Genomic DNA, 22,165 nt, shown 5'->3' with positions numbered 1-22,165 from the left:
AAGGCCCAGGTCGAGGCCGAGTTCGAGGAACTGACCGAAGAGCCGACGGCAGGTGGCTTCCCGGTGCCGCCGCTCGATCTGCCGCACTACCACGGGGTGCAGCACAAGGAGATTCCCAGTGGGACTAACTGATTGGCTGAACCCCGTCAAGGGCTTCGGGGTCACCTTCCACACGATGTTCAAGAAGCCCGTCACGACGAACTACCCGGAGGAGAAGAAGCCGACGGCTCCTCGCTTCCACGGGCGTCACCAGCTCAACCGCTGGCCTGACGGGCTGGAGAAGTGTGTCGGCTGCGAGCTGTGCGCCTGGGCGTGTCCGGCCGACGCGATCTTCGTCGAGGGCGCGGACAACACCGACGAGGAGCGTTTCTCGCCGGGCGAGCGTTACGGGCGCACCTACCAGATCAACTATCTGCGGTGCATCCTCTGCGGTCTGTGCATCGAGGCCTGCCCGACCCGGGCGCTCACCATGACCAACGAGTACGAGCTCGCCGACACCTCCCGCGAGAGCCTCATCTTCACCAAGGAGATGCTCCTCGCGCCGCTGACGCAGGGCATGGAGCAGCCGCCGCACCCCATGCGGCTCGGTGAGACCGAAGAGGACTACTACCGGCTGGGGCGGACCAATGGGTGAGACCATCACGTTCTGGGTGCTCGCCGTCGTGTCCGTCGGCGCCGCGCTCGGCATGGTCTTCAACAGGAAGGCCGTGTACTCCGCGCTGATGCTCGGCACGGTGATGCTCTCCCTCGCGGTCCTGTACGCCGTGCAGGACGCGCCCTTCCTGGCCGCGGTGCAGATCATCGTCTACACCGGCGCGATCATGATGCTGTTCCTGTTCGTGCTCATGCTGGTGGGCGTCGACTCCTCCGACTCCTTCGTCGAGACGCTGAAGGGCCAGCGCTTCTGGGCCTCCCTGGCGGCAGTCGGCTTCCTGGTGCTGATCGTCCTGGCCGTCGGCAACGCGATCTTCGCCGACCAGGCGGGGCTGGCGCAGGCCACGGCGCAGGGCGGCTACATCCGCTCGATCGCGCTGCTGCTGTTCACCAAGTACGTGTTCGCGTTCGAGATCACCTCGGCGCTGCTGATCACGGCGGCGCTGGGCGCGATGGTGCTGGCGCACCGCGAGCGGCTCACCGAGAAGCCGACGCAGAAGGACCTGGCCCGCGCCAGGTTCCTCGGCGACCAGCCGTCGGCGCTGCCCGGCCCCGGCACGTACGCCAGGAGCAACGCCATCGACATGCCGGCGCTGCTGCCCGACGGGTCGGTCGCCGAGTCCTCGGTCAACCGCTACATCGCCCGCTACGACGTGGAGCACGACCACCTGCCCGCCGACCCGAAGCTCGCCGAGGCCATCAAGCACACGGCCGAGGAGGACGCTGAGGAGCGCGCCATCGAGCGGGATGACAGCGAGCAGAACAATGAGGTGACCAAGTGACGACGCACTACCTCGTCCTGTCCGGCCTGCTGTTCGCCATCGGCGCTCTGGGCGTGCTGATCCGGCGTAACGCCATCGTGGTGTTCATGTGCGTGGAGCTCATGCTCAACGCCTGCAACCTCGCCTTTGTCACCTTCTCCAGGCAGGTCGGCAACCTGGAGGGCCAGATCATCGCGTTCTTCGTGATGGTGGTGGCCGCGGCCGAGGTCGTGGTCGGCCTGGCCATCATCGTGACGATCTTCCGAACCCGCAGGTCCGCGTCGGTCGACGACGCGAACCTGCTGAAGTACTAAGAGGTGACTGGTGGAATCTCCTGTTGAGATCATCCAGCACACCGGCGGTATGATCGGGGTCTCCTGGCTGATGATCGCCCTCCCCCTGGTGGGGGCGGCCATCCTGCTGGTGCTGGGCCGGTTCACCAACCGCTGGGGCCATCTGCTGGGCGTGGCCATGTCCCTCGCCTCGTTCGTCGTGGCGGTGCTGGCGTTCTTCGAGCTCGTCGGGTTCGGGGAAGAGCAGCGCCGGCGGGCGGTCGAGCTTTACGACTTCATCCCCGGTCTGGTGAAGATGGGGCTGCTGATCGACCCGCTGTCGATCAGCTTCGCGCTGTTGATCACCGGTGTGGGCTCGCTGATCCACATCTACTCGATCGGCTACATGTCGCACGACGAGCACCGGCGCAGGTTCTTCGGCTACCTGAACCTGTTCGTCTCCGCGATGCTCCTGCTGGTGCTGTCCGACAACTACGTGGGCCTGTTCATCGGCTGGGAGGGCGTCGGTCTGGCGTCGTACCTGCTGATCGGGTTCTGGCAGTTCAAGCCGTCGGCGGCGGTCGCGGCGAAGAAGGCGTTCGTCGTCAACCGCGTCGGTGACTTCGGCCTGCTGGTCGGCATGTTCGTCATCTGGACCACGTTCGGCACGCTGACGTTCAAGAGCCTCGGCGAGCAGATCACGCCGGGCCAGGAGAACGGCACCATGCTGGCCATCGGCCTGCTGCTGCTCCTCGGCGCGTGCGGCAAGTCCGCCCAGCTCCCGCTGCAGTCCTGGCTCCTGGACGCCATGGAGGGCCCGACCCCCGTGTCGGCCCTGATCCACGCCGCGACCATGGTCACCGCCGGCGTCTACCTGGTGGTCCGCTCGGGGGCGTTCTTCTTCCCCGAGGGCTCCGGCGCGGCGCTCGCCGTCGCCATCGTCGGCGCGGCCACGCTGCTCGCCGGTGCGATCATCGGTTGCGCGAAGGACGACATCAAGAAGGGCCTGGCCGGTTCGACGATGTCGCAGATCGGCTACATGATGCTCGGCGCGGGCCTCGGCCCCGCGGGGTACGCGTTCGCGATCGGTCACCTGATCACGCACGGCTTCTTCAAGGCCGACATGTTCCTCGGCGCCGGTTCGGTCATGCACGGCATGAACGACGAAGTGAACATGCGGAAGTACGGCGGGCTGCGCAAGTACATGCCGATCACCTTCGTCACGTTCTTCATCGGCTACCTGGCGATCATCGGGTTCCCGCTGCTGTCCGGTTACTTCACCAAGGACGGCATCATCGAGACCGCGGTCGAGCACAGCCCGGTCCTCGGCTGGCTGGCCGTCCTGGGCGCCGGCATCACGGGCTTCTACATGTCGCGGATGGTCTTCATGACCTTCTTCGGCGAGAAGCGCTGGGCCGAGGACGCGCACCCGCACGAGTCGCCGGCCGTCATGACGTGGCCGCTGATCATCCTGTCGATCGGCTCGATCGGGCTGGGCGGCTACCTCATCCTGAGCAACCGCCTCATGATGTTCCTCGCCCCGGCCGTCGGCCGGCCGGAGGAGCTGCCCTCGTTCCACTTCACCAGCCTGGCGGGTCTGGCCACGCTCGCGCTCGTCGCGGTCGGCGCGGCCTTCGCCTGGGTGAAGTACGGCCGGGCCGAGGTGCCCGCCGTGCAGCCGCGCGGGTCGTTCGTCACCACGTTCGCCCGCCGTGACCTCTACGGTGACGCGCTCAACGAGTCGCTCTTCATGCGTCCCGGCCAGTGGCTGACCCGGATCGCGGTGTTCTTCGACAACCGCGGCATCGACGGGCTGGTCAACGGCCTGGCCGCGGGCATCGGGGGCACCTCGGGGCGCCTGCGGAGGCTCCAGACGGGCTTCGCCAGAACGTACGCGCTGTCCATCTTCATCGGTGCCGCCCTGCTGACCGGCGCCCTGCTCCTCGTTGGGAACCTCTGATGTCACCCTGGCTTCCGATACTCATGGCGGTGCCCGTGGTGGGCGCCATCGTGGTGGCCCTGCTTCCCAAGGGCAGTGACAAGCTGGCCAAGCAGGTCACCCTGCTGGTCTCGCTGCTGACGCTGGTCCTCACGGGCGTCATGGCCGCCGGGTTCAAGCCGACCGGTCCGCGCTTCCAGTTCACCGCCGAGTACAACTGGATCCCGAGCTTCGGCGTGAAGTTCGGGGTCGGCGTGGACGGCGTCGCGCTCGTGCTGATCGCGCTCTCGGTGGTTCTGGTGCCGATCGTGGTGCTGGCCTCCTGGCACGACGCCGACGGCGTCAAGACCGCCGACGGCACGCTCATCACGCCCAAGCGGTCGGTGAAGACGTACTTCTCGCTGCTGCTGGTGCTCGAGACGATGATGATCGGCGTCTTCGCGGCGACCGACATCTTCCTCTTCTACGTGTTCTTCGAAGCCATGCTGATCCCGATGTACTTCATGATCGGGTCGTACGGCGGCGCCCAGCGGTCCTACGCGGCCGTCAAGTTCCTGCTGTACTCGCTGTTCGGCGGCCTGCTCATGCTGGTCGCGGTCATCGGGCTCTACGTGGTCGGCGGCAGCAAGACCTTCATGTTCCCCGAGCTGATCGGGGCCGTGCAGGACCCGGCCATGCAGAAGTGGCTGTTCGGCGGCTTCTTCATCGCCTTCGCGATCAAGGCGCCGCTCTGGCCGGTGCACACCTGGCTGCCCGACGCGGCCGCGCAGGCTCCGGCCGGTGCCGCCGTGCTGCTGGTGGGCGTGCTGGACAAGGTCGGCACGTTCGGGATGCTCCGCTTCTGCCTGGAGCTGTTCCCCGACGCGGCCAAGGCGTTCACGACGCCGATCGTCGTACTGGCGGTCATCAGCATCATCTACGGCGCCATCGTGGCCATCGGGCAGACCGACATGAAGCGCCTCATCGCGTACACGTCGATCTCGCACTTCGGGTTCATCGTGCTCGGCGTGTTCGCCATGTCGTCGGTCGCCCAGTCCGGCGCGGCCCTCTACATGGTCAACCACGGCTTCGCCACCGGCGCGCTGTTCCTGGCCGCGGGCTTCCTCATCGCCAGGCGCGGCTCGCCGTTCATCGGGGACTACGGAGGCGTGCAGAGCGTCGCGCCGGTGCTCGCGGGCTTCTTCCTGGTCGCCGGTCTGGCCGGTCTCTCGCTGCCGGGGCTCTCCTCGTTCGTGAGCGAGTTCATGGTCATGATCGGCACGTACTCCAGCCAGGCTCACGGGTCGGGCGCCCTGACGGTGGCCGCGGTGGTCGCCGCGGTGGCGGTCATCCTCGCCGCCGTCTACATCCTGTGGATGGTCCAGCGGACCATGAACGGGCCGACGGCCGAGCCGGTCAAGGCGTTCAAGGACCTGAACGCCCGCGAGATCTGGGTGCTGGCCCCGCTGGTCGCCCTGATCATCGGCTTCGGCTTCTTCCCCAAGCCGCTGCTCGACGTGATCAACCCGTCGGTGCACCAGACGCTGACCAACGTGAAGGTGCCCACCTCCACCATCGCTGAGAAGGGGACAGGTCAGTGAACTCCATCCCAGCGCCGACGATCGAGTACGGCACGCTGGCGCCGCTGCTGGTGGTGTTCGGCGCGGCCGTCATCGGGGTGCTCGTCGAGGCGTTCGCGCCCCGATACCTGCGTAAGTCGATCCACGTCCCGCTCACCCTGCTGAGCCTGTTCGGCGCGTTCGCCCTGGTGCTCGTGCAGGTGCTGCGCGGCAACGTGCCCACCGCACCGGTCGCCATGGGCGCCGTCGCGGTGGACGGGCCCGCGCTGTTCATCTGGGGCGTCATCCTCGTCCTGTCGTTCGTGTGCGTGCTGCTGATCAACGACGAGGGTCACTTCGTCGCCTCGGCCGCGGCCGTGCCCGGCAGCGCCGACGAGGAGGAGGCCGAGGCCGCGGGCGGCGGGCACACCGAGGTGTACCCGCTGGTGCTGTTCGCGGTCGGCGGCATGCTGCTCTTCCCGGCCTCCCACGACCTGCTGATGATGTTCGTGGGCCTCGAGGTCATGTCGCTGCCGCTCTACCTGCTGTGCGGCCTGGCCCGCCGGCGCCGCCTGCTCTCGCAGGAGGCGTCCATGAAGTACTTCCTGCTGGGCGCGTTCTCCTCGGCCTTCTTCCTGTACGGCACCGCGATGGTGTACGGCTTCGCCGGCACCGTCTCGCTGCCGGGCATCAACGAGGCCATGGCCAGGAGCGCCTCGCTCGACCCGATCCTGATGCTCGGCCTCGCGCTGCTCGGCGTGGGCCTGCTGTTCAAGATCGGCGCGGCGCCGTTCCACGCCTGGAAGCCGGACGTCTACCAGGGCGCCCCGACGCCCATCACCGCCCTCATGGCCTCCGGCACGCTGGTCGCGGCCGTGGGCGCCGTGCTGCGGGTGTTCTGGGTGGGTCTGGGCAACCTCGACTGGAACTGGCGGCCGATCATCTGGGGCGTCGCCGCCCTGACCATGATCGTCGGCTCGATCCTGGCGATCACGCAGACCGAGATCAAGAGGATGCTGGCGTACTCGTCCATCGCGCACGCGGGCTTCCTGCTCGTCGGCGTGATGGCCACGTTCGGCTCCGCCGAGCAGAACGCGGTCTCCCTGAAGGCGATCCTGTTCTACCTCGCGGTCTACGGCATCACGACGGTCGGCGCGTTCGCGGTGGTCACGCTCGTGCGCGACCCGGGCGGCGAGGCCGGTCACCTGTCGCGCTGGGCCGGGCTCGGCAAGCGCGCGCCGGTGCTGGCCGGGGTGTTCGCCTTCTTCCTGCTGGCCTTCGCCGGCATCCCGCTCACGAGCGGCTTCTTCGGCAAGTACGCCGTCTTCGCCGCCGCTCTGAACAGCGGCACGCAGTCCGGCGACTCGATGGGCGGCTGGATGGCCGGCCTGGTCGTGGTGGGTGTGGTGGCCTCGGCCATCGCCGCGTTCTTCTACGTCCGCGTGATCGTGCTGATGTTCTTCAGCGAGCCGGCGGCCGACGGCCCGGCGATCGCGGTGCCCAGTATGGGGACCGTGGCCGTCATCGCCGTTTCGTTGCTGGTTACCGTAGGAGTGGGGCTCTACCCGGAGTCCGTGCTCGGTGTTGCCAACGACGCTGCTCACAGCCTGTTCATCAGATAAGGGGATCTCGTATGTCTGCGCCTCCCGTGGTTGACCTTCCCATCGAGGACGAACGGCTGGCGCAGGACGTGGCCACCGGACTGGCCGCGGTCGAGAAGCTCCTGCGTTCGTCGGTGGAGAGCGAGGACGCCTTCGTCACGGAGGCGTCCAAGCACCTCATCGAGGCCGGCGGCAAGCGGTTCCGTACGCTGATGGTGCTGCTGGCCGCGCAGTTCGGCGACCCGTCCGCGCCGGGGGTCGTGCCCGGCGCGGTGGTGATCGAGCTGACCCACCTGGGTTCGCTCTACCACGACGACGTCATGGACGAGGCCCCGGTCCGCCGGGGCTCCCCGTCCGCCAACGCCCGGTGGGACAACACCGTGGCCATCCTCACCGGCGACTATCTGTTCGCCCAGGCGTCCGACCTCCTCGCGGACCTCGGTCCCGAGCTGATCCGCATCCAGGCCCAGACGTTCTCCCGCCTCGTCCAGGGGCAGATCCGCGAGACCGTCGGTCCGCGCGACGGCGAGGACCCGATCGGCCACTACCTGAGCGTGCTCGCCGACAAGACGGGCTCCCTGATCGCCGCCTCCGGCCGCTTCGGCGCGCTGCTGTCCGGCGCGCCCGCGGACGTCGAGGAGCGCCTCAGCCGCGCCTGTGAGGCCATCGGCGTGGCCTGGCAGCTCGGTGACGACCTGCTGGACGTGGCCTCGTCCGGCGCCCAGTCGGGCAAGACGCCGGGGACCGACCTGCGGGAGGGGATCAAGACCCTCCCGGTTCTGTACGCTCTGGCGTCGGAGGAGCCGTCGCGGCTGCGCGAGCTGCTCGCGGGGCCGGTGGCCGAGGAGGATGTGGAGGAGGCGCTGACCCTGCTCCGCGCCGATCCCGCGATGGCTCAGGCTCGGGCGGAGCTGGAATCCTGGGTTGACCGCGCCCGTACCGACATCTCCGGCCTTCCCGACATCCCCGCCAGGTCCGCATTTTTGGCGCTATGTGACTACGTGGTCCAGCGTTCCGGCTGATTTCCTGACCCGCTTCGCGGCGCGAGCCGTCCTGAAGCCGTCGTACGTGAAGATCGCCAGGGCCAGCCAGACGATCGAGAAGCCGATCCACCGGCTGGACGGCATGGTCTCCTTGGCGATCAGCACACCGCACGCGAACTGCAGGACCGGCGCGATGTACTGCAGCAGCCCCATGGTGCTGAGCGGCACCCGGATGGCCGCCGCCCCGAAGCAGATCAGCGGGATGGCGGTGGCGACCCCGCCGCCGATCAGCAGCAGGGCGTGCCCGAGGCCCTGGTCGGCGAACGTCCCCTGCCCGCCGGCCTGCAGGAAGAAGATGTAGCCGAGCGCCGGGAGGATCAGCACCAGGGTCTCGATCGCGAGACCCTCGGTGGCCGGCACGTTGGCCCGCTTCTTCAGCAGCCCGTACACGCCGAAGCTCACGGCCAGCGTGAGCGCGATCCACGGCAGCCGCCCGTAGTCGAACGTCAGCACCAGCACCGCCAGGGTCCCGAACCCGACGGCCACCCACTGCAGCGGCCGCAGCCGCTCCCGCAGCAGCACCACCCCGAACAGCACGTTGACGAGCGGGTTGATGAAGTAGCCCAGGGCGCTCTCGACGACGTGCCCGCTGTTGACGGCGTAGATGTACGTGCCCCAGTTGAGGGTCACGACCATGGCCGCCAGCACCAGCAGCCCCAGCTTCATGGGCTGCCTGAGCAGCGGGCGGAACCACGACCAGTGCCTGCGCACCGCCAGCGCGGCCGCGACGGCGACCAGCGACCACACCATCCGGTGGGCGAGGATCTCAACGGCTCCGGAAGGCTTGAGGAGCGGCCAGTAGAGGGGGAACAGCCCCCACATCGTGTAGGCGGCGATCCCGAACAAGACACCGCGCCGAAGGTCAGGCATGAACCCCATCTTCGGCCATTACCACCTTTAAACACAAATGCCTCTCACTATACGGAAATGTGTAGAGCTCCTAAAGCGTTAGGGTCTATGTACTCTGGGACGAGACCTACTGGAGGTAGTGCCATGGGCTGGCTGTTCGGCGGCAACAAGACATCGATGGTCCGACCCGAGGACGCCCTCCCGGGCCGCCCGGACCCCATGCCGATCCCGTCCCGTCACGCGGTCCTCGACGCCCCCCTCACCCCGCCCGAGGGCCTCGAGATCGCCGACTTCGGCCTCGGCTGCTTCTGGGGCGCGGAGCGCAAGTTCTGGCAGACGCCCGGGGTCGTCACGACGGCGGTCGGATACCAGGGCGGCTACACGCCCAACCCGACGTATGAGGAGGTCTGCAGCGGCCTCACGGGGCACACGGAGGCCGTCAGGGTGGCCTTCGACCCGGCGAAGGTGTCGTACGAGGAGCTCCTGAAGGTCTTCTGGGAGGCCCACGACCCGACCCAGGGCATGCGCCAGGGCAACGACGCGGGCACGCAGTACCGGTCGGCGATCTACTACCACTCACCGGAGCAGCAGAAGGCCGCGGAGGCGTCACGGGACGCGTACCAGCAGGTCCTGAAGCAGGCGGGCTACAGCGAGATCACCACCGAACTCGCCCCCGCGGGCCCGTTCTACTACGCCGAGGACTATCACCAGCAGTACCTTCACCGCAACAAAAACGGCTACTGCGGAATCGGCGGGACAGGCGTGGCCTGTCCGGTCGGTCTGACCTCCGGCGAGGCGTAGACCTGCAGAGATAGCTAGATCCTGGCCCATGGTCGCCCGGTACTCCAGGCATCGATCATGGGCCAGAGCCGTTCTCGGCGACAAGCTTCCTTACAGGGTCAAGGGCAGCCCGCCTCCGGCGACCTGCCGCGCGTCGGGCGGTCGCTGGCCGCGCTGCGGCTCTTCGGCCGGTCGCGGCCCGCACCGCCCACGCGCTATCAGCAATACGGCGAACTGCTAGAACGTCGAAAGGTGGATCACGGCCGAGCCCTAGACCGGCTGGACCTGATGTCTCAGCACCCGATCGCTGAAGACGCCACAGCTCAAGCTTGCCGAGTTGTACCCATAGGAGATCAAGGGCGCCGGCGCTTCGCGCCGCCGCACGGCCCGCCCGCCCGCCCGCCGTCCGGGCGTGCGGCGTGGGCGCCGGTCCCGGACGGCGGCGGGACTCAGGGCCGCCCGCCGTACAGAGCGCCCGCCGTACCGAGCCTGGCCCGCCGACCAGGGGCGCCGCCGCCGTTCATTTCGCCGGGCGTGTCCGTCGACCTGCTGTAGCGATCAGGAACTTCTCCAGGTAGACGGCCAACCTGATCGAGGTCGGCGGCCGTGAAACTCCAGGTCTATGGCCAACTGGGATCCGGGTGCCCGGTCACCGTAGCTCACCATCCAAAAGGCCCATCAGGACCATGTCATGCCACGTGCCGTCTCGGCGGAAGGCTTCTCGTTCACGGCCCTCCACGACGAAGCCGACCTTTTCATAGACGCGGATGGCGGCGGCGTTCTCCGCGACCACAGAGAGTCGGATTCTGTGGAGTCGCATCTCCGCGAAGCCGTATTGGCAGATCACTCTCACGGTGTCGGTGGCATAGCCGCGACCCCAATACTCTTTATCACCGATCCGAAGGTCGAGTTCGGCGGCGCCGGTCTCGGGTTCGGCGTCGCGGAGCCGTACTGAGCCGATCAACTGTCTTTCGTTGAGTGGTTCGACGCCGAAGAAGGCGCTGGTATAGGAGTTGCGGGGCAGTTCCTCGAAGCGTCTGGTGATCTGTGCGAGCGACTCGGGGTAGCTGTTGAACATCCAGCGTCCGACCTCAGGGTCATGATTCCAACGCCACATCAGCTCGGCGTCGGAGGGTTCAAGGGGACGTAGCCGTATAAGATCGCCGGTCAGCAAGAGCCGTTCCATTCACAATGGATCATTTGGTCAAAACGTCATCACGAGAGAGTACATGGCCATCGAGCGGAATTCCTGATGACCGCCCACCTGGACCCCTATGTCTGCATATCTGGGACCGGTGACCACCAACCAGGAGATCCTGATGACCGCGCGTGTAACCCCGCCGGTCGGTACCACACTCACGATCGCCTGGCTGTAGCCGGTCGCCGTATGTGGCTGGGGGCGATCGAAGGCCCGGGACTTCGTTCCTCAGCCCCGGTCCGCCGGAGGACATGGCTTGGCTCCGTCGCGGGATATACGCGGGATGATCTTCTCGGATAAGGGAAAGGCAGGAGCCGTATCCGGAGGTCAGTGACCGGATCCAGCCCGATACGTCGGCCCGCTGTTAAACCGTCGGTTCTCAGGAGCGTGTTTCGGGGGTTGCAGTTTGGGCTGCCATGCCCGGCTCGTACCGAGAAGCGCACCACAATCGAGGTCTCGGCCATCGTGCGATGACTCAATTAGGCTGACCAGCGCCACCGGTCGAGCTCGGTCCACTTTGCTTCGAGGGCGGTGGCGAGTTGGCCGCCGAAGGCGACCGTTCCCTCGTGGGAGGCGAACGCGATCCAGGTAAGCGTGTCATCGCTCCACACGCCCTCAGCGCCGGTGTACTGGGGTTCGAACATCTCTACATCTACGAGGTAGTCCGCGCCGTACTCGCGCAGTTCTGTCACGCGGCCGCCGCTCATGTCGCGTACTGCGGCGCGCACCTGGGCGAGTCCCTGCTCGTCCCACATCGATGCCTCCGTCAGCACGAGGACGTCGGGGGAAGTTGGCTCGGCGAGCATGGGGTGCCACGACCTGCCCACCAGCCCCCACCGCTGCTCCAACTGTTTCTGTCGTTCGAACGACTCGGCGGGCATCAACACGCGCCGGTACGGCAGCGGTTCCACCGGAAGGTCGGCCCGCGCTACCCAGGCTTGCAAGGTCGCCTGAAACAGCCGGCGTTCCTCAGCCATCGCCTTTGCCTCGGTCTTATTCGATGCCGGTTGTGTGAACGGCGACTGGGCCGTGTCGGCAGCCTCGGATAGGGCGTCGACTAGGTCGGAGAACTCGGGCAGCCGGTCTGGATCGAGCCGCTCCACGTGTTCCAGGATCGCTGCGATCACGTTGTAGCGGGGAAAGATGTGCCAGGCTTCGGGACGGTAGTTGTACCCGAATGCGGATCGTACCTCGTTGGGCAGTGCGGCGTACTTGTCGGTCAGCTCGTCGTACCGCTCCATCAGGTACCGTCGTGCCGCCGTGTGCAGCGTTACCGAGTCCATGCCACAAACTCCCCATGATTCAGCCGCCAGCGCACTCTGATGCCTGGCAACGGACGTTTCAGTCCAGCACTGGCCCAGGTTCATGAAGAGGTTATCGGCGACGGATGACCTGTCTGTCGACCAGTCACCGGTGAGGCCCTGACGATCGCCGGCCTCGGTTCCCGTAGTCGAGGGCCGTGGCGGTTGCTGCAGCGGCCTTTCTTCGTCGCCTCCCAATGGCCATGGGAGAGGTGACAGCAGCCCTGACAGCAACGTCCCCACACGTCGACGCATCCGCGCCACCGTCCACACGCACCTGACTATGGTCTTGATCACTGGAGCAGGGTGAATGCTCCGCCTGAAAAGCGGAAGGTCGGATTGCCGCAATGCATCCGCCGCCGAGGATAGAAATGTCGCTCCTGGTCAGCTTGCCATCGAGTTACCTGCTACCGATGCCCGTGACTTCTGCTGCCTGATCTCAGCGTGTAGATTCCCGGCCAGTTCCTCCAAGGTCTCTCCGCAACGCACGTTGGAGAGACCGCTGTTCTTGGGCATGAAGTTGACTCGCATGGCGACCCAGCCTCCGGACATGTCGGTGATCTGCCAGCCGGGGAATCTGTGGAGCAGTTGCTGCACGGTTAGGGGCATGGCTGCGCTCCGGCGATCAGTGACGAGAGCGGATGCGACATGCGCAGTTGCGTATAGCGAAGGGCGACTCGGTGGGCGGCGCGGGCCGGCTGAGTGAAGGGGTGTCCTGCGTAGATCGGTCGGTGTCTGCGTGGGTTCCAGCCGGTGCGCCACCAGTACGTTTCGTCCGCACACCAAACGATCAGGCTGACCCAGACCGACACCATAGGCGTGCCGTAGTCGTGATGGACGTCGGCACTGATTCCCTCGTCTACAAGGGCGGTGGCCAGTTGTTGCGCGGCGGCCAAGGAGTGGGGCGGCAGTTCGTTCATGTACTGAGCGTTGCCGTCATAAAACCGCAGGTGAACGGCCTAGTGCTGCTGGTGGTATGGGTATTCCCCTCACGAATATCGGTACGGCCGAGGCCAGCGGCTTAACCTAGCGTTGTGCCCCATATACCGCCGCAGTTCTGGTCCGGGCCAGTTGTGGCCGCCGCTCTCGCCGACTGCGATCTACCAACCATCCTCGAAGAGGTGCGGCGGGCGCACGGTTGGACGCAGGGCCAGCTCGCTGAGGCGGTCGGCTACTCCCAGAGTTGGGTGTCCAAGGTGTTGCGTGGTCGTCAGCCGCTCACTGTGGACCAGGTTCGGGAGATATCCATCCAGATCGGGGTGCCGCTTCACTTGCTCCGCTTTGGAGCCCGAGGGGATGACGATCCGACGAAGCGCAGAGATTTCGGCAAGGCCCTGGCATTGACCGCGCTGGCGGGGGTGGCCCTGCCCAAGCGTCCCGATGTGGACGAGACGACGGCTGCCACGCTGACCAGCATCACCGGTGCCCAGCGTCGGTTGGAGGCCGTCACGCCTGCGCGGGAACTCGCCAGGCCGGCTGTGGCGCAGGTCGATCTCGCGAGCCGCGTTCTCGGCCGCGCGTCGCGGTCTCCGCATGCTGACGAGATTCGGGCGGGTTTGAGCGAGGCGGCAGGCTTCGCGGCCTGGGTGCATGCCGATATGCAGGACACCGGTTCGGCGCGCCTCTACTACCGTCGCGCCGTCGACAGCGCGCGGCAGGCCAACCATGCGCTGCTGGCGGCGTACATGATCGGCAGTCTGGCCGCCTTCGAGATCGACGCCGACGATCCGCTGATCGGACTGAATCTCTTGGCGCGGGCGCGGCGGGAGATCGGTGAGCGGCCACCGGCAATCGCCCGCGCGTGGCTGTCGAGTCTCGAAGCGCTCGGCCATGCGACCGCGCGGGACGAGGCGGCAGCGCTTCAGGCGTTGAGTGCGGCTGAGGCGGCGGTACGGGCTGGCGAGCGGGCCGCTGCACCGCCCTGGCCGTGGGTGTTCCCGTTCGATCACGCCAAGCTGGCGGGGTATCGGGCTCTGGTGATGGTACGGCTCAAGCGGCCGGTTGAAGCCGTTGCCGCGTTCAACGAGTCGCTTTCGTCGGCCCAGCCCGGTGCGAAGCAGCAAGGTGTGCTCATGACGGAGGTGGCGACGGCTGAGGCCATGTCGGGGCGCTATGACGAGGCGCTGTATCTGGCGTCCAATGCGCTCACTGTGGCTACGACGTATGGCTCTGAGCGTGTCCTGCACCGGGTCAAGAACTTCCGCCGATCGTATGCCGGGCCGTCGTCCGGTGCTCTGCGCTCGTTCGACGAGCGTCTTCACGCCACTCTGATCTAGGGGGATCATGGTTCGCATCGCTGTGTCCGGCCATCGGGGCTTGCCGGAGGAGACCGCCGTCCTGATCGACGGGGCGGTACGTGAGGCGCTTGCTGAGTACGGTCCGGGTGTCACCGGGTTGTCCTGTCTGGCGGACGGGGCTGATCAGATCTTCGCTCGTGCGGTGCTCGATCTCGGTGGTGTGCTGGAGGCCGTGATCCCGGCCAGGGAGTATCGGGACGGGCTGCCGGGCGAATGCCATGCAGCGTACGGCGAGTTGCTGAACCGGGCGGGCCGGACTCACACGCTGGAGTTTGTGGAGTCCACTGCGGAGTCGCACATGGCGGCCAGTGCGCGGATGCTGGACGACGCCGATGTGTTGTTCGCCGTCTGGGACGGGCAGCCGGCCCGAGGTTATGGCGGGACTGCTGACGTGGTGGATGAGGCTCAGCGGCGGGAGGTGCCCGTGCGGGTGATCTGGCCCGATGGGGCTCGGCGAGATTAGGAGCCTCTAGACGCTAGGTGCCTGGTCAGGCGGCTAATGGGCCTCTAGGAGTGTCTCTAGACCTAGAGGTGATCTCTCTAGGTCTAGAGGCACGGGGCCCTACCGGTTCTCGCTTGCTTGCTGTCGTGCGATCCTGCGAGCGGTGGCGATCCGTTGGCGAGCTACCTCGGCCCAGAAAGCCTCTCCGTGGCGATGGCCGCTTCCGTCATAGTGCCACTCGCCCACCGTCACGGTCTTCTCCGGATTGGGAGGCGGAGTGCCCGTGATCAGCCGGGCTTGCTCGGCGCGGAAGTCGGCCCGGGCCTGTCGCATGTCCCCGAGTCTGATCGAGTAGTGGCGTGACTTGGTGGAGAAGTGTCCCCGGTAGCCGAGCATGTGCGCCCACTGCCGCAGGAGAAGGGTTCGGTAGGGCTGGAGTTCGGCGAGGCTGAAACAGGTGTAGATCATGCGGCGGGCGTGCTCGGTGACCTTCAGTCTGGCGATCTCCCCGGCATGCCGAATTGGACGGTCAACAGTGCCTGCCGACTCGGCTCCCTTGGTGGCGTACTTGGCCACGTACGCGGCGACTCGCTGATCGCTCAGGCCGCCCAGCTCAGCTGAAACGTAGACCGGTCGTACGTCGAGCTGATCGCCCCACCGGACCGGCGAGGGCGGTCCGCTCTCTACTCGAACCGCGACCTGACCGGCGGTCCGGCGTATGGACCGGTCGAGCAGGTCGATCGTGATGTGGTCCGGAGGGCGGTCGGCGGGCCCGTCCGGTCCGTCGAGTCTGACGACGGCATGGAAGTGGACCAGGCCGCGAGCTTGGTACTCGGCGACCTTGGCGTACGAAAGGCGGACCGTCCGGCGTAGCTCCCTTCGCGTGATGTCGAGCAGACGGGCCAGGACGCTCGGCATCGTCTTGGTGAACTCCCGCCAGAGGGCGCCCGCGTGAGCGTTCCACAGGACGGCTCCGATGTAGTCGTAACAGTCCACGCACAGGGGCTGTCCGACCTGGACATCATCGCGCTCATGACGCAAACCGCAGCCCTTAGGCCGGCCGTGCTCGCAGACGGGGTGGTCCCGGCGTGGACGGCATGGGAGTGTCCGGTTGGACTGCTCGCGGTGGGCGTGGACGGCACCGAAGGATGGGGCGGTGAAGGTGACGAACGCGCGGGGATGCAGACTGACCTCCTCCGGAACGCCCTTGCCGCCGCGTAAGCCAGTGATGATCAGGTGGTACGTGTCGTCCTTGTAGACCGCCGAGCAGGCCGGACATCTGGACGCACGCCGGTTGCCGCAGGCTGTGAGCAGGAAGCCGGTCGGCTCGTCGGCGGTGCGGTACATGTCGAGAACTTCGCCCGTCCGGCTGTCCAGCGTGTACCTCTCGCCGTGCAGCCGGACCGGTTGGGCGCAGCCGCCCGTGGCGTGGACCATCTGTTGCCAGCGGGTGAAGTCGGGCATGGCCGCTCGCTGCATCACGGCCAGCATCTCGGGTGACAGGTGAGGAACCTCGCTCATGCGGCGTCCCCGGAGGAGCCGTCGGGCGGGGTTTGGCGGGCGACGCATACGCCGAGCACGGTGGCGATGCGCTGCCACTTTTCTTCTGACCAGCGAGGGGATCGTGCAGCTTGCTGCTTGCCCCACTCCTGGGCAGACAGCTCGTTCGGTTGGTTCAGGTGGCCTCCTCGGCTCGCGGGCGGGAGGCACCGCCGTACCTGACGAGCACGACCAGACGCCAGCGCCACGGCAGCCTGAAGACAGCCATTGGCGGTGGTACCAGCAGCGAGAGAACAGGAATGGAGTGCGGCGAGAAGGTGAATGGCGCGCTCTGCGTGGACACCTGCCGTCGGGCCGGGAAATCCGACGGGTCATCAGTGGTCGTGGATGTGCTTGCCCGGAATCGTCTATGCGCCTTGAGGTGATTCGCCGAGATGTTCGCTGCGGTCGTGCTGTAGAGGGGCGGTGGCCCTTGGTGTGAGTACGTTGTACCACTCGGAGAACGTGTTTACGCAGGTCGGAGTTCCGGCGGCGACGAGAGTGCAGACGTCCGGCACGTCCCGTAGGCGTCCGGGGGTGTCCGTAGAAGTCCGGCTGTCACTGATGGTTCGGGGACAAAGTAAGAAGGCTGTCGCCCCTGGGTAAGGGAGACAGCCTTCTCGGACGTCCTGGACGTCTTGGGCTCAGCCTTCTCGCCAGATCGGCTCAAGCAGGTCGGGGTTGAACGTCCTGCGTCCCTTGCCGGACGGATAGATGATCACGGCTAGGAGGGCTTCGCGGATGTAGGACCGCTTGATGGTGAGGGGTAGTCCGTCTTCCTCCTCTGGTAGGTACCAGCGCCGTCGGATGTCGCTGATGTCGGTGTCGGAGCGGGCTTGGCGGCGCTGAGCGGCAGCGGTGAAGCCTTGTGCCTCGGTGCGAAGGCGGGCGATGCGCTTCTCAAGGTCCGGCGCTGTTGAGAAGAACAGCTCGTTGGTGATGTTGCCCGCCGTCCACTGGACGCGCAGTTCCTCCAGGCGAGTCTTTGCGCCCTCGCACTCCGCCTGGCCTGGCCACTCGGCGGACGCGGTGGATGCGGCGAGTTGGACCTGCTCCAGCTTGGCGAGGACCGCTTCCGAGATAAAGAGATCGACCATGTCACCGCGCCGCCCGAGTCCGCCGCAGCCGCCGACGGTCTTGCCGGGGCAGATGTAGATGTGCTGAACGCAGTCCTTGCTGTGGGTGACGCGCAGCGAGGTGTTGCAGAGGGAACCGTCCGGCTTGGCACGACCGCAGCGGAGGAAGCCGGTGAGCAGGTAGTTCGGCTCGCGGAAGTCCGGTGTGAGAATGTGGCCGATGCTCCCGTCCCGGTGGATGTAGTGACCTCTGCGGGCGTCGAAGATGTTCTTGACCGCCATCCACTGTTCGGGCGTCACGATCGGTTCCCACTGCCCGACCACGGGACTACCCGCCGCGTCCCGGACGAGTTCGCCGTTGATCTCCCGCCAACCACAGACGCGAGGGTTCTGCACGGTGAGCTTGAGCGACTGAGGGGTCCACTCGTTGTCGAGCGATGTCTTCGCGCCCTCCCGACGCCACTGGTTGGCGATGGAGTAGAGCGAGCGGCCTGCGATGAGGTCAAGGACTGCCTGCCGTACGAGAGGTGCCTCCTTGGGGTCGAGGGTGAGACGGTCGGGCTTCCAGCCGAACGGGCGTGTACCGCCGACGGGCATTCCTTGCTCGGCTCGCGTCCGATGCGAGCGGCGCATGCGGCGCTGCATCTTGCGGACCTCCATCTTGGAGATCACCGCACCGAAGAGGCCCATGCTCTCGGTGTCCTCGCTGTACAGGTCCTTCGTGCCACGAGCGTCGGCGAACACGCGGCCGTCCTGGTACGTGATCGCTTCAACGAAGCGCTCGTAGTCGCCGGGACGCCGCGCGAGACGGTCTTCGGCGACGATCACGACGCCTTGCACCGCCGTCCCGTTGGGAAGTTCGCCGGCTTGGAGAACCCGCAGCATGGCCTCGAAGTAGTCGCGTACGACATCGGCTTTCGCCGCTGACTTGTCGTTGTCCGTGTACTCGTGGACGACCGTCCACCCCTGCCGTTCCGCCGTCTCCCGGTTGAGGCGGTGCTGGTCCTGCACCCCGTGCTCATCCCGTCTGATGTCAGCGGAAATGCGAGCGTAGGAGACGACCGGGACAATGGTCACATAACTCTCCTCGCATGAATTGTTGCGGAGAGTTAAGTTCTGCCACCAGCAATATCTTTTTAATGTGCCAAACGGGTATTGCGGGATCGGTGGCACTGGAGTCTCGTGCCCGCTGGGTGTCGCGCCTGCCGGTGAGTGATCTGACGGCTGCCAGGCACCCGGCAAGATCGTGAGTTGTTGCCCCTTCTGCAAGTTGCAAGGGCGCGATACTCCTCCTGGGGGATCATGCAAAATCGCCTCGAACGCCGAATACGCCTGGGCATCGAGGGTGGGGCTCAGGGGGACGGCGCGCATACAACGTGTCCGTCAGCGGCTACGGCGCCCAACCTGACGACGGTTCGAGAGGTCGGCAAATGTCGGCAGCATCGCTGACACCGGCCTGCTGCGAAGATCACCCCCTTCAGGCCAATGAGGCCGCTTCTGGGTCGATCCCTCAGTTTTTGCGTGATGAGGCGGCGGAACTGTTTCGCAGCGTCATCGGCCCCGGAACTCCAGGAGGAGCGCGGATGGCACGCGCACGAAGCCGGCTGAGCGCGGGCACCCTGGTTCTCGATTGCGAAGGGCTTGTGAAGTGGTGTGAGGCAGACCAGCGGGTGACCGCGCTCGTGCGGGAGGCGCAGGACAACGACTACCGGGTCGTGGTCAGTGCGATGACGCCGATCGAGGCGCAAGACGTCCGTGTCAAGAGCGATCGTCTTAGGTGGTACTTGTCTCGATTGAAGATCGAGTCGGTGACCGAGGAGATCACTTCACGGGCGATCGAACTGCTACGAGATGCCCGCTTGCATGGCCACAAGTACGCGATCGGCGAGGTGCACAGCTTCGGATGACCCCGGCGATATACGGGAAACATACCGCCCTCCTCTACCCTCCGAATGTCTTTCCCTGACTCAACGGACAAGCTCAGACCCCGCCTCGGTGGTCGGAGAGTTGGGTCCGGGCCCCTTCGGAGGAGAAACACACTATGCCCGGATCTCTATCGCGCCGCAGCCTGCTCAGGATCGGTGGCGGGGCCGTGGTCGCGGGGGCGGCCGCGTCCCTGACCCGTGACGTGCTGGCCCCCGACGCGGCGCAGGCGGCTACATGGCATTCCCAGCTCGTCTACCCGGGCGCCGACGGCCGGCTTGTCTACAAGCCGGATTCGCGAGGGAAGGTGATCCCGGACTTCAGTTGGGCCGGGTACCGCAATGGCCAGACGCCGATCCCGTCCGTCCCAGTCGTCAAGGAGATCGGCCCTGTCGATGGTGACAACACCGCGCACATTCAGGCCGCGCTCGACGAGGTGGGCGGGATGCCGCTCGGCGCCAACGGGTTCAGAGGGGCGCTGCTCCTCAAGCCCGGTCACTACATCGTCGACGGCACGCTCCGGATGAAGTACGACGGTGTCGTGTTGCGCGGGGTCGGCAAGGAAGCCGACCCGTCGGTCAACACGGTCATCACCGGTAAGGGCGACGGGAGCAGGAGCGCGGTCCTCTTCGTCGGTGGTACGTCCGGCGACTGGGAATCGCAGGTGCCCGGCACCAAGACCGGCATCACCTCCAGCCTGGTCACGACCGGACAGCGCCGGATCACCCTGGCATCGACGGCCAACCTCAAGGTCGGCGACAACATCATCATCTATCACCCGCACACCCAGGAGTGGACCGACGCGATCAACGGCGGGGGCGTGGTGAACGAAGCTCCCTGGACCCCCGGCCAACCGCCGGAGCTGCCCATCATGTACAACAGGTACATCCGGGAGATCGTCGGCAACGACATCATCATTTGCGCCCCCGTCTTCAACGATCTGCGACGGTCCCTGTCCCAGTCCTACGTATATGTCTGGGACCGGGTCGGGCTCGTCCGTAATGTCGGTGTGGAGGACCTCCGCATCGACATGGGCGATCCGTCGAGCACTAGCGAGGATCACCCGCAGAGCTGCATCTTCGTCAGCAGGGTGGAGGACGCGTGGGTCATGAACGCCGCGCTCCTGCACTTCTCGGTCTCCGGCGTCTGGGTGCAGCGCAGCACGCGGGTTACCGTGCAGCGGGTTCGGGCCGTCCAACCTCGTTCCGAGATCATCGGAGGGAGGCGGTACAGCTTCTGCGCCGGTGGCATGTCCCAGCAGGTCCTCTTCGACGACCTGATAGCGTTCCATGCGCGGCACGCCTTCATCGGCACGGGGATGAGCACCTGCTCTGGCAATGTGTGGCTGAACGGGTACAGCAAGTTTGGCTACAACGAGACCGGCGGCCATCACCGGTGGAGTCAGGGGCTCCTGTACGACAACATCCAGGAACTGTCCAACCAGAGCGAGAACGATTGGGTCCTGGCCCTGCACAACCGCGGAGACAGGGGGGATGGGCATGGCTGGTCCTCGGTGAACAGCGTGGCGTGGAACTGCACCGTCGACAACGGCAAGAAGCTGTGCGTGCAGACTCCACCGACCGCCCAGAACTTCGCCATCGGCACTACCGGCATCGTCACCGGGCAGAACTGGTACACCAACCACCAGACCGGCTATGTGGAGGGGACCAACCGCTCGGGGCTGGCACCTGGATCCCTCTACCTGGCGCAGCTCGCCGATCGGCTCCGTGGCTCGTAAGCGATGAGCGTTGGCCGCGCCTCACTGGGGGCGAACGCGCTCCGGCCTGCCCTCGTCCAGGCTGTCCGTCCCTGCCCTCGGCTGCCGCACGAACCCGCTGCGGATGCGGCGGCACAGCATGCTCTGGGGCCGCACGCCGCCAGACTCCGGACTCCGAACGGTGTCAGGAGGGGGCAGTGCCGTTGATGTAGTGGGTCTTGGTGGTCTGGGTCATCGTCTGCTGCCAGACGGCCATGTCGGCCTTGAGCTGGGCAAGCGATCAAGTCCTCGTCCGTAGATCGGCGATGAACGCGTCGTACTGGGCGAAGGCCAGTTCTCTATCCCGAGCCTGCCCGCTCCGGGATCGCGGTTCTGCACAGAAAGATGTACAGTTAATGTATGACTGTTCTGCACGACGCTACTGAGTTGAGCGTCACCGAGGCGGCCCAGCGAGGGGTTGCCCGCCTGGTGGCTGATGCGGAGCAGGGGGCCGATCTGGTGGTCACCCGTCGGCGCCAACCGGTGGCGGCTGTGGTGAGCATCCGCCGACTCAACGAGTTGGAGGAGGCGGCGGCCGATCTGCGCGATCTGGCGCTTGTGCTCGCTCGGTCGGTCACGGACACGGGCGAGCGGATCTCGCTCGATGAGGTGCTGGCCGCTTTCGGGCACACTCGCGAGTCGCTGGCCGCCATCCCGGACGACGAGTAGACGTGTGCGACGTCGTCTTCACAGCGCCAGCGGTCGATGACCTCCGACGCATTGGCCCGGACGCGGTGCCCAAGGTGCTCAAGAAGATCCTTCTCCTGTTGGACAACCCTGAGGCGGGTTACCCGCTCGGTGGGGAACTGACCGGGTTTCGGAAGCTTGTGGTCGGTCGCAACACCTGGCGTGTCGTCTACCGCATCACCGACGACAAGTCGGTGGAGATCTGCGAGGTGTGGGCCGTCGGCGAGCGGGCCGATACGGAAGTCTACGCTGAGGCGACGGCGAGGGTTCGCGAGGCGGGCACCGACCGTCCGGAGATCGTCCAGCTCGGCCAGGTGATCGAGCGTCTTGGCACGCTGGCCGATCACATTCGGGTGGAGAAAGCGCCCCCTAGAGAACCGGTTCCAGATTGGCTCGCGGACCGGTTGATCTACACGGTGGGGATGGCCCGCGAGGACGTTGCCGCTCTTGATCTCCAAGAGGCTGTCGACTTGTGGGCTGAGTACCGGTCGAAGGTCCGTTAGGTTGCG

20 protein-coding genes and 1 pseudogene are annotated in these 22,165 nt (G+C 66.3%); 15 read left to right on the top strand and 6 right to left on the bottom strand.

What is annotated here, in order from left to right:
• Window positions 1-118: 118 nt before the first annotated feature.
• The 7 genes from nuoI to ACIBI9_RS54545 are packed head-to-tail and all read left to right on the top strand — an operon-like array spanning window position 119 to window position 7,787.
• The gene (gene nuoI / locus ACIBI9_RS54575) at window positions 119-634 is read left to right on the top strand and encodes an NADH-quinone oxidoreductase subunit NuoI (RefSeq protein ID WP_350733440.1); all 516 of its coding nucleotides are present in this window, start codon (window positions 119-121) and stop codon (window positions 632-634) included.
• On the top strand, window positions 627-1,436 hold the full coding sequence (locus ACIBI9_RS54570; protein WP_397235350.1) for an NADH-quinone oxidoreductase subunit J: 810 nt from the start codon (window positions 627-629) through the stop codon (window positions 1,434-1,436). Before nuoI ends, ACIBI9_RS54570 begins: the two co-directional genes overlap by 8 nt.
• The gene (nuoK, locus tag ACIBI9_RS54565; protein ID WP_185069996.1) at window positions 1,433-1,729 is read left to right on the top strand and encodes an NADH-quinone oxidoreductase subunit NuoK; all 297 of its coding nucleotides are present in this window, start codon (window positions 1,433-1,435) and stop codon (window positions 1,727-1,729) included. Before ACIBI9_RS54570 ends, nuoK begins: the two co-directional genes overlap by 4 nt.
• A 49-nt stretch (window positions 1,730-1,778) precedes the next feature.
• Window positions 1,779-3,647, top strand: a complete 1,869-nt coding sequence (nuoL, locus tag ACIBI9_RS54560; RefSeq protein WP_397235353.1) for an NADH-quinone oxidoreductase subunit L — start codon at window positions 1,779-1,781, stop codon at window positions 3,645-3,647.
• Window positions 3,647-5,206 (top strand): NADH-quinone oxidoreductase subunit M, encoded by a 1,560-nt coding sequence (locus ACIBI9_RS54555; RefSeq protein ID WP_397235349.1) that lies wholly within the window; start codon window positions 3,647-3,649, stop codon window positions 5,204-5,206. Before nuoL ends, ACIBI9_RS54555 begins: the two co-directional genes overlap by 1 nt.
• On the top strand, window positions 5,203-6,786 hold the full coding sequence (gene nuoN / locus ACIBI9_RS54550) for an NADH-quinone oxidoreductase subunit NuoN (protein WP_397235348.1): 1,584 nt from the start codon (window positions 5,203-5,205) through the stop codon (window positions 6,784-6,786). The genes ACIBI9_RS54555 and nuoN overlap by 4 nt, the downstream gene beginning before the upstream one ends.
• An 11-nt stretch (window positions 6,787-6,797) precedes the next feature.
• The gene (locus ACIBI9_RS54545) at window positions 6,798-7,787 is read left to right on the top strand and encodes a polyprenyl synthetase family protein (RefSeq protein WP_185069999.1); all 990 of its coding nucleotides are present in this window, start codon (window positions 6,798-6,800) and stop codon (window positions 7,785-7,787) included.
• Here the strand turns inward: ACIBI9_RS54545 and rarD are convergent.
• Window positions 7,755-8,678 (bottom strand): EamA family transporter RarD, encoded by a 924-nt coding sequence (gene rarD, locus ACIBI9_RS54540; protein WP_397235347.1) that lies wholly within the window; start codon window positions 8,676-8,678, stop codon window positions 7,755-7,757. The genes ACIBI9_RS54545 and rarD overlap by 33 nt on opposite strands.
• Window positions 8,679-8,801: 123 nt before the next feature.
• Here rarD and msrA point away from each other — a divergent pair, with 123 nt between their 5' ends.
• Window positions 8,802-9,458: a peptide-methionine (S)-S-oxide reductase MsrA gene (gene msrA, locus ACIBI9_RS54535; RefSeq protein ID WP_397235346.1), complete on the top strand. Its 657-nt coding sequence runs from the start codon at window positions 8,802-8,804 to the stop codon at window positions 9,456-9,458.
• A gap of 628 nt (window positions 9,459-10,086) precedes the next feature.
• Here msrA and ACIBI9_RS54530 read toward each other — a convergent pair.
• The 3 genes from ACIBI9_RS54530 to ACIBI9_RS54520 form a co-directional block, all read right to left on the bottom strand.
• On the bottom strand, window positions 10,087-10,623 hold the full coding sequence (locus ACIBI9_RS54530; protein WP_397235345.1) for a GNAT family N-acetyltransferase: 537 nt from the start codon (window positions 10,621-10,623) through the stop codon (window positions 10,087-10,089).
• Between the two features lie 491 nt (window positions 10,624-11,114).
• Complete coding sequence (locus ACIBI9_RS54525; RefSeq protein ID WP_397235344.1) at window positions 11,115-11,918, bottom strand: hypothetical protein; 804 nt, start codon at window positions 11,916-11,918, stop codon at window positions 11,115-11,117.
• A 617-nt stretch (window positions 11,919-12,535) separates the two neighbouring features.
• Complete coding sequence (locus ACIBI9_RS54520) at window positions 12,536-12,856, bottom strand: hypothetical protein (RefSeq protein ID WP_397235343.1); 321 nt, start codon at window positions 12,854-12,856, stop codon at window positions 12,536-12,538.
• Between the two features lie 114 nt (window positions 12,857-12,970).
• Here ACIBI9_RS54520 and ACIBI9_RS54515 point away from each other — a divergent pair, with 114 nt between their 5' ends.
• Together ACIBI9_RS54515 and ACIBI9_RS54510 are read left to right on the top strand one after the other, a co-directional pair.
• On the top strand, window positions 12,971-14,212 hold the full coding sequence (locus tag ACIBI9_RS54515; protein WP_397235342.1) for a helix-turn-helix domain-containing protein: 1,242 nt from the start codon (window positions 12,971-12,973) through the stop codon (window positions 14,210-14,212).
• Between the two features lie 7 nt (window positions 14,213-14,219).
• Entirely contained in the window at window positions 14,220-14,696 is a 477-nt protein-coding gene (locus tag ACIBI9_RS54510; RefSeq protein WP_397235341.1) for a hypothetical protein, read from the top strand.
• 99 nt (window positions 14,697-14,795) lie between these two features.
• Here ACIBI9_RS54510 and ACIBI9_RS54505 read toward each other — a convergent pair whose 3' ends face one another.
• Complete coding sequence (locus ACIBI9_RS54505) at window positions 14,796-16,196, bottom strand: replication initiator (RefSeq protein ID WP_397235340.1); 1,401 nt, start codon at window positions 16,194-16,196, stop codon at window positions 14,796-14,798.
• Window positions 16,197-16,858: 662 nt separating this feature from the next.
• Window positions 16,859-18,367, bottom strand: coding sequence for a recombinase family protein (locus tag ACIBI9_RS54500; protein ID WP_397235339.1), 1,509 nt, complete (start codon window positions 18,365-18,367; stop codon window positions 16,859-16,861).
• Window positions 18,368-18,410: 43 nt separating this feature from the next.
• Here ACIBI9_RS54500 and ACIBI9_RS54495 point away from each other — a divergent pair.
• The 5 genes and pseudogenes from ACIBI9_RS54495 to ACIBI9_RS54475 form a co-directional block, all read left to right on the top strand.
• Window positions 18,411-18,506, top strand: a pseudogene (locus ACIBI9_RS54495) (peptide-methionine (S)-S-oxide reductase); the annotation flags it as partial.
• Window positions 18,507-18,720: 214 nt separating this feature from the next.
• Window positions 18,721-19,197, top strand: a complete 477-nt coding sequence (locus ACIBI9_RS54490) for a hypothetical protein (protein WP_397235338.1) — start codon at window positions 18,721-18,723, stop codon at window positions 19,195-19,197.
• Between the two features lie 134 nt (window positions 19,198-19,331).
• Window positions 19,332-20,951, top strand: coding sequence for a hypothetical protein (locus tag ACIBI9_RS54485; RefSeq protein WP_397235337.1), 1,620 nt, complete (start codon window positions 19,332-19,334; stop codon window positions 20,949-20,951).
• A 405-nt stretch (window positions 20,952-21,356) separates the two neighbouring features.
• Window positions 21,357-21,638, top strand: coding sequence for a type II toxin-antitoxin system prevent-host-death family antitoxin (locus tag ACIBI9_RS54480; protein ID WP_397235336.1), 282 nt, complete (start codon window positions 21,357-21,359; stop codon window positions 21,636-21,638).
• Window positions 21,639-21,640: 2 nt separating this feature from the next.
• A complete protein-coding gene (locus ACIBI9_RS54475; RefSeq protein WP_397235335.1) occupies window positions 21,641-22,159 on the top strand; it encodes a type II toxin-antitoxin system RelE/ParE family toxin in 519 nt (172 codons plus the stop codon).
• The last annotated feature ends 6 nt before the right edge of the window (window positions 22,160-22,165 follow it).

This window comes from Nonomuraea sp. NPDC050451 (assembly GCF_044458585.1).
The sequence above is the reverse complement of the archived record's forward strand: the minus strand, read 5'-3'. Positions and strand labels throughout refer to the sequence as shown.

Bases quoted from the DNA above. Each gene is read 5' to 3' on its own strand.
- ACIBI9_RS54570 (WP_397235350.1), top strand. From the start codon at position 627: ATGGGTGAGACCATCACGTTCTGGGTGCTCGCCGTCGTGTCCGTCGGC.
- nuoL (WP_397235353.1), top strand. From the start codon at position 1,779: ATGATCGGGGTCTCCTGGCTGATGATCGCCCTCCCCCTGGTGGGGGCG.
- ACIBI9_RS54555 (WP_397235349.1), top strand. From the start codon at position 3,647: ATGTCACCCTGGCTTCCGATACTCATGGCGGTGCCCGTGGTGGGCGCC.
- ACIBI9_RS54545 (WP_185069999.1), top strand. From the start codon at position 6,798: ATGTCTGCGCCTCCCGTGGTTGACCTTCCCATCGAGGACGAACGGCTG.
- rarD (WP_397235347.1), bottom strand. From the start codon at position 8,678: ATGCCTGACCTTCGGCGCGGTGTCTTGTTCGGGATCGCCGCCTACACG.
- msrA (WP_397235346.1), top strand. From the start codon at position 8,802: ATGGGCTGGCTGTTCGGCGGCAACAAGACATCGATGGTCCGACCCGAG.
- ACIBI9_RS54530 (WP_397235345.1), bottom strand. From the start codon at position 10,623: ATGGAACGGCTCTTGCTGACCGGCGATCTTATACGGCTACGTCCCCTT.
- ACIBI9_RS54525 (WP_397235344.1), bottom strand. From the start codon at position 11,918: ATGGACTCGGTAACGCTGCACACGGCGGCACGACGGTACCTGATGGAG.
- ACIBI9_RS54520 (WP_397235343.1), bottom strand. From the start codon at position 12,856: ATGAACGAACTGCCGCCCCACTCCTTGGCCGCCGCGCAACAACTGGCC.
- ACIBI9_RS54510 (WP_397235341.1), top strand. From the start codon at position 14,220: ATGGTTCGCATCGCTGTGTCCGGCCATCGGGGCTTGCCGGAGGAGACC.
- ACIBI9_RS54505 (WP_397235340.1), bottom strand. From the start codon at position 16,196: ATGAGCGAGGTTCCTCACCTGTCACCCGAGATGCTGGCCGTGATGCAG.
- ACIBI9_RS54490 (WP_397235338.1), top strand. From the start codon at position 18,721: ATGTCGGCAGCATCGCTGACACCGGCCTGCTGCGAAGATCACCCCCTT.
- ACIBI9_RS54485 (WP_397235337.1), top strand. From the start codon at position 19,332: ATGCCCGGATCTCTATCGCGCCGCAGCCTGCTCAGGATCGGTGGCGGG.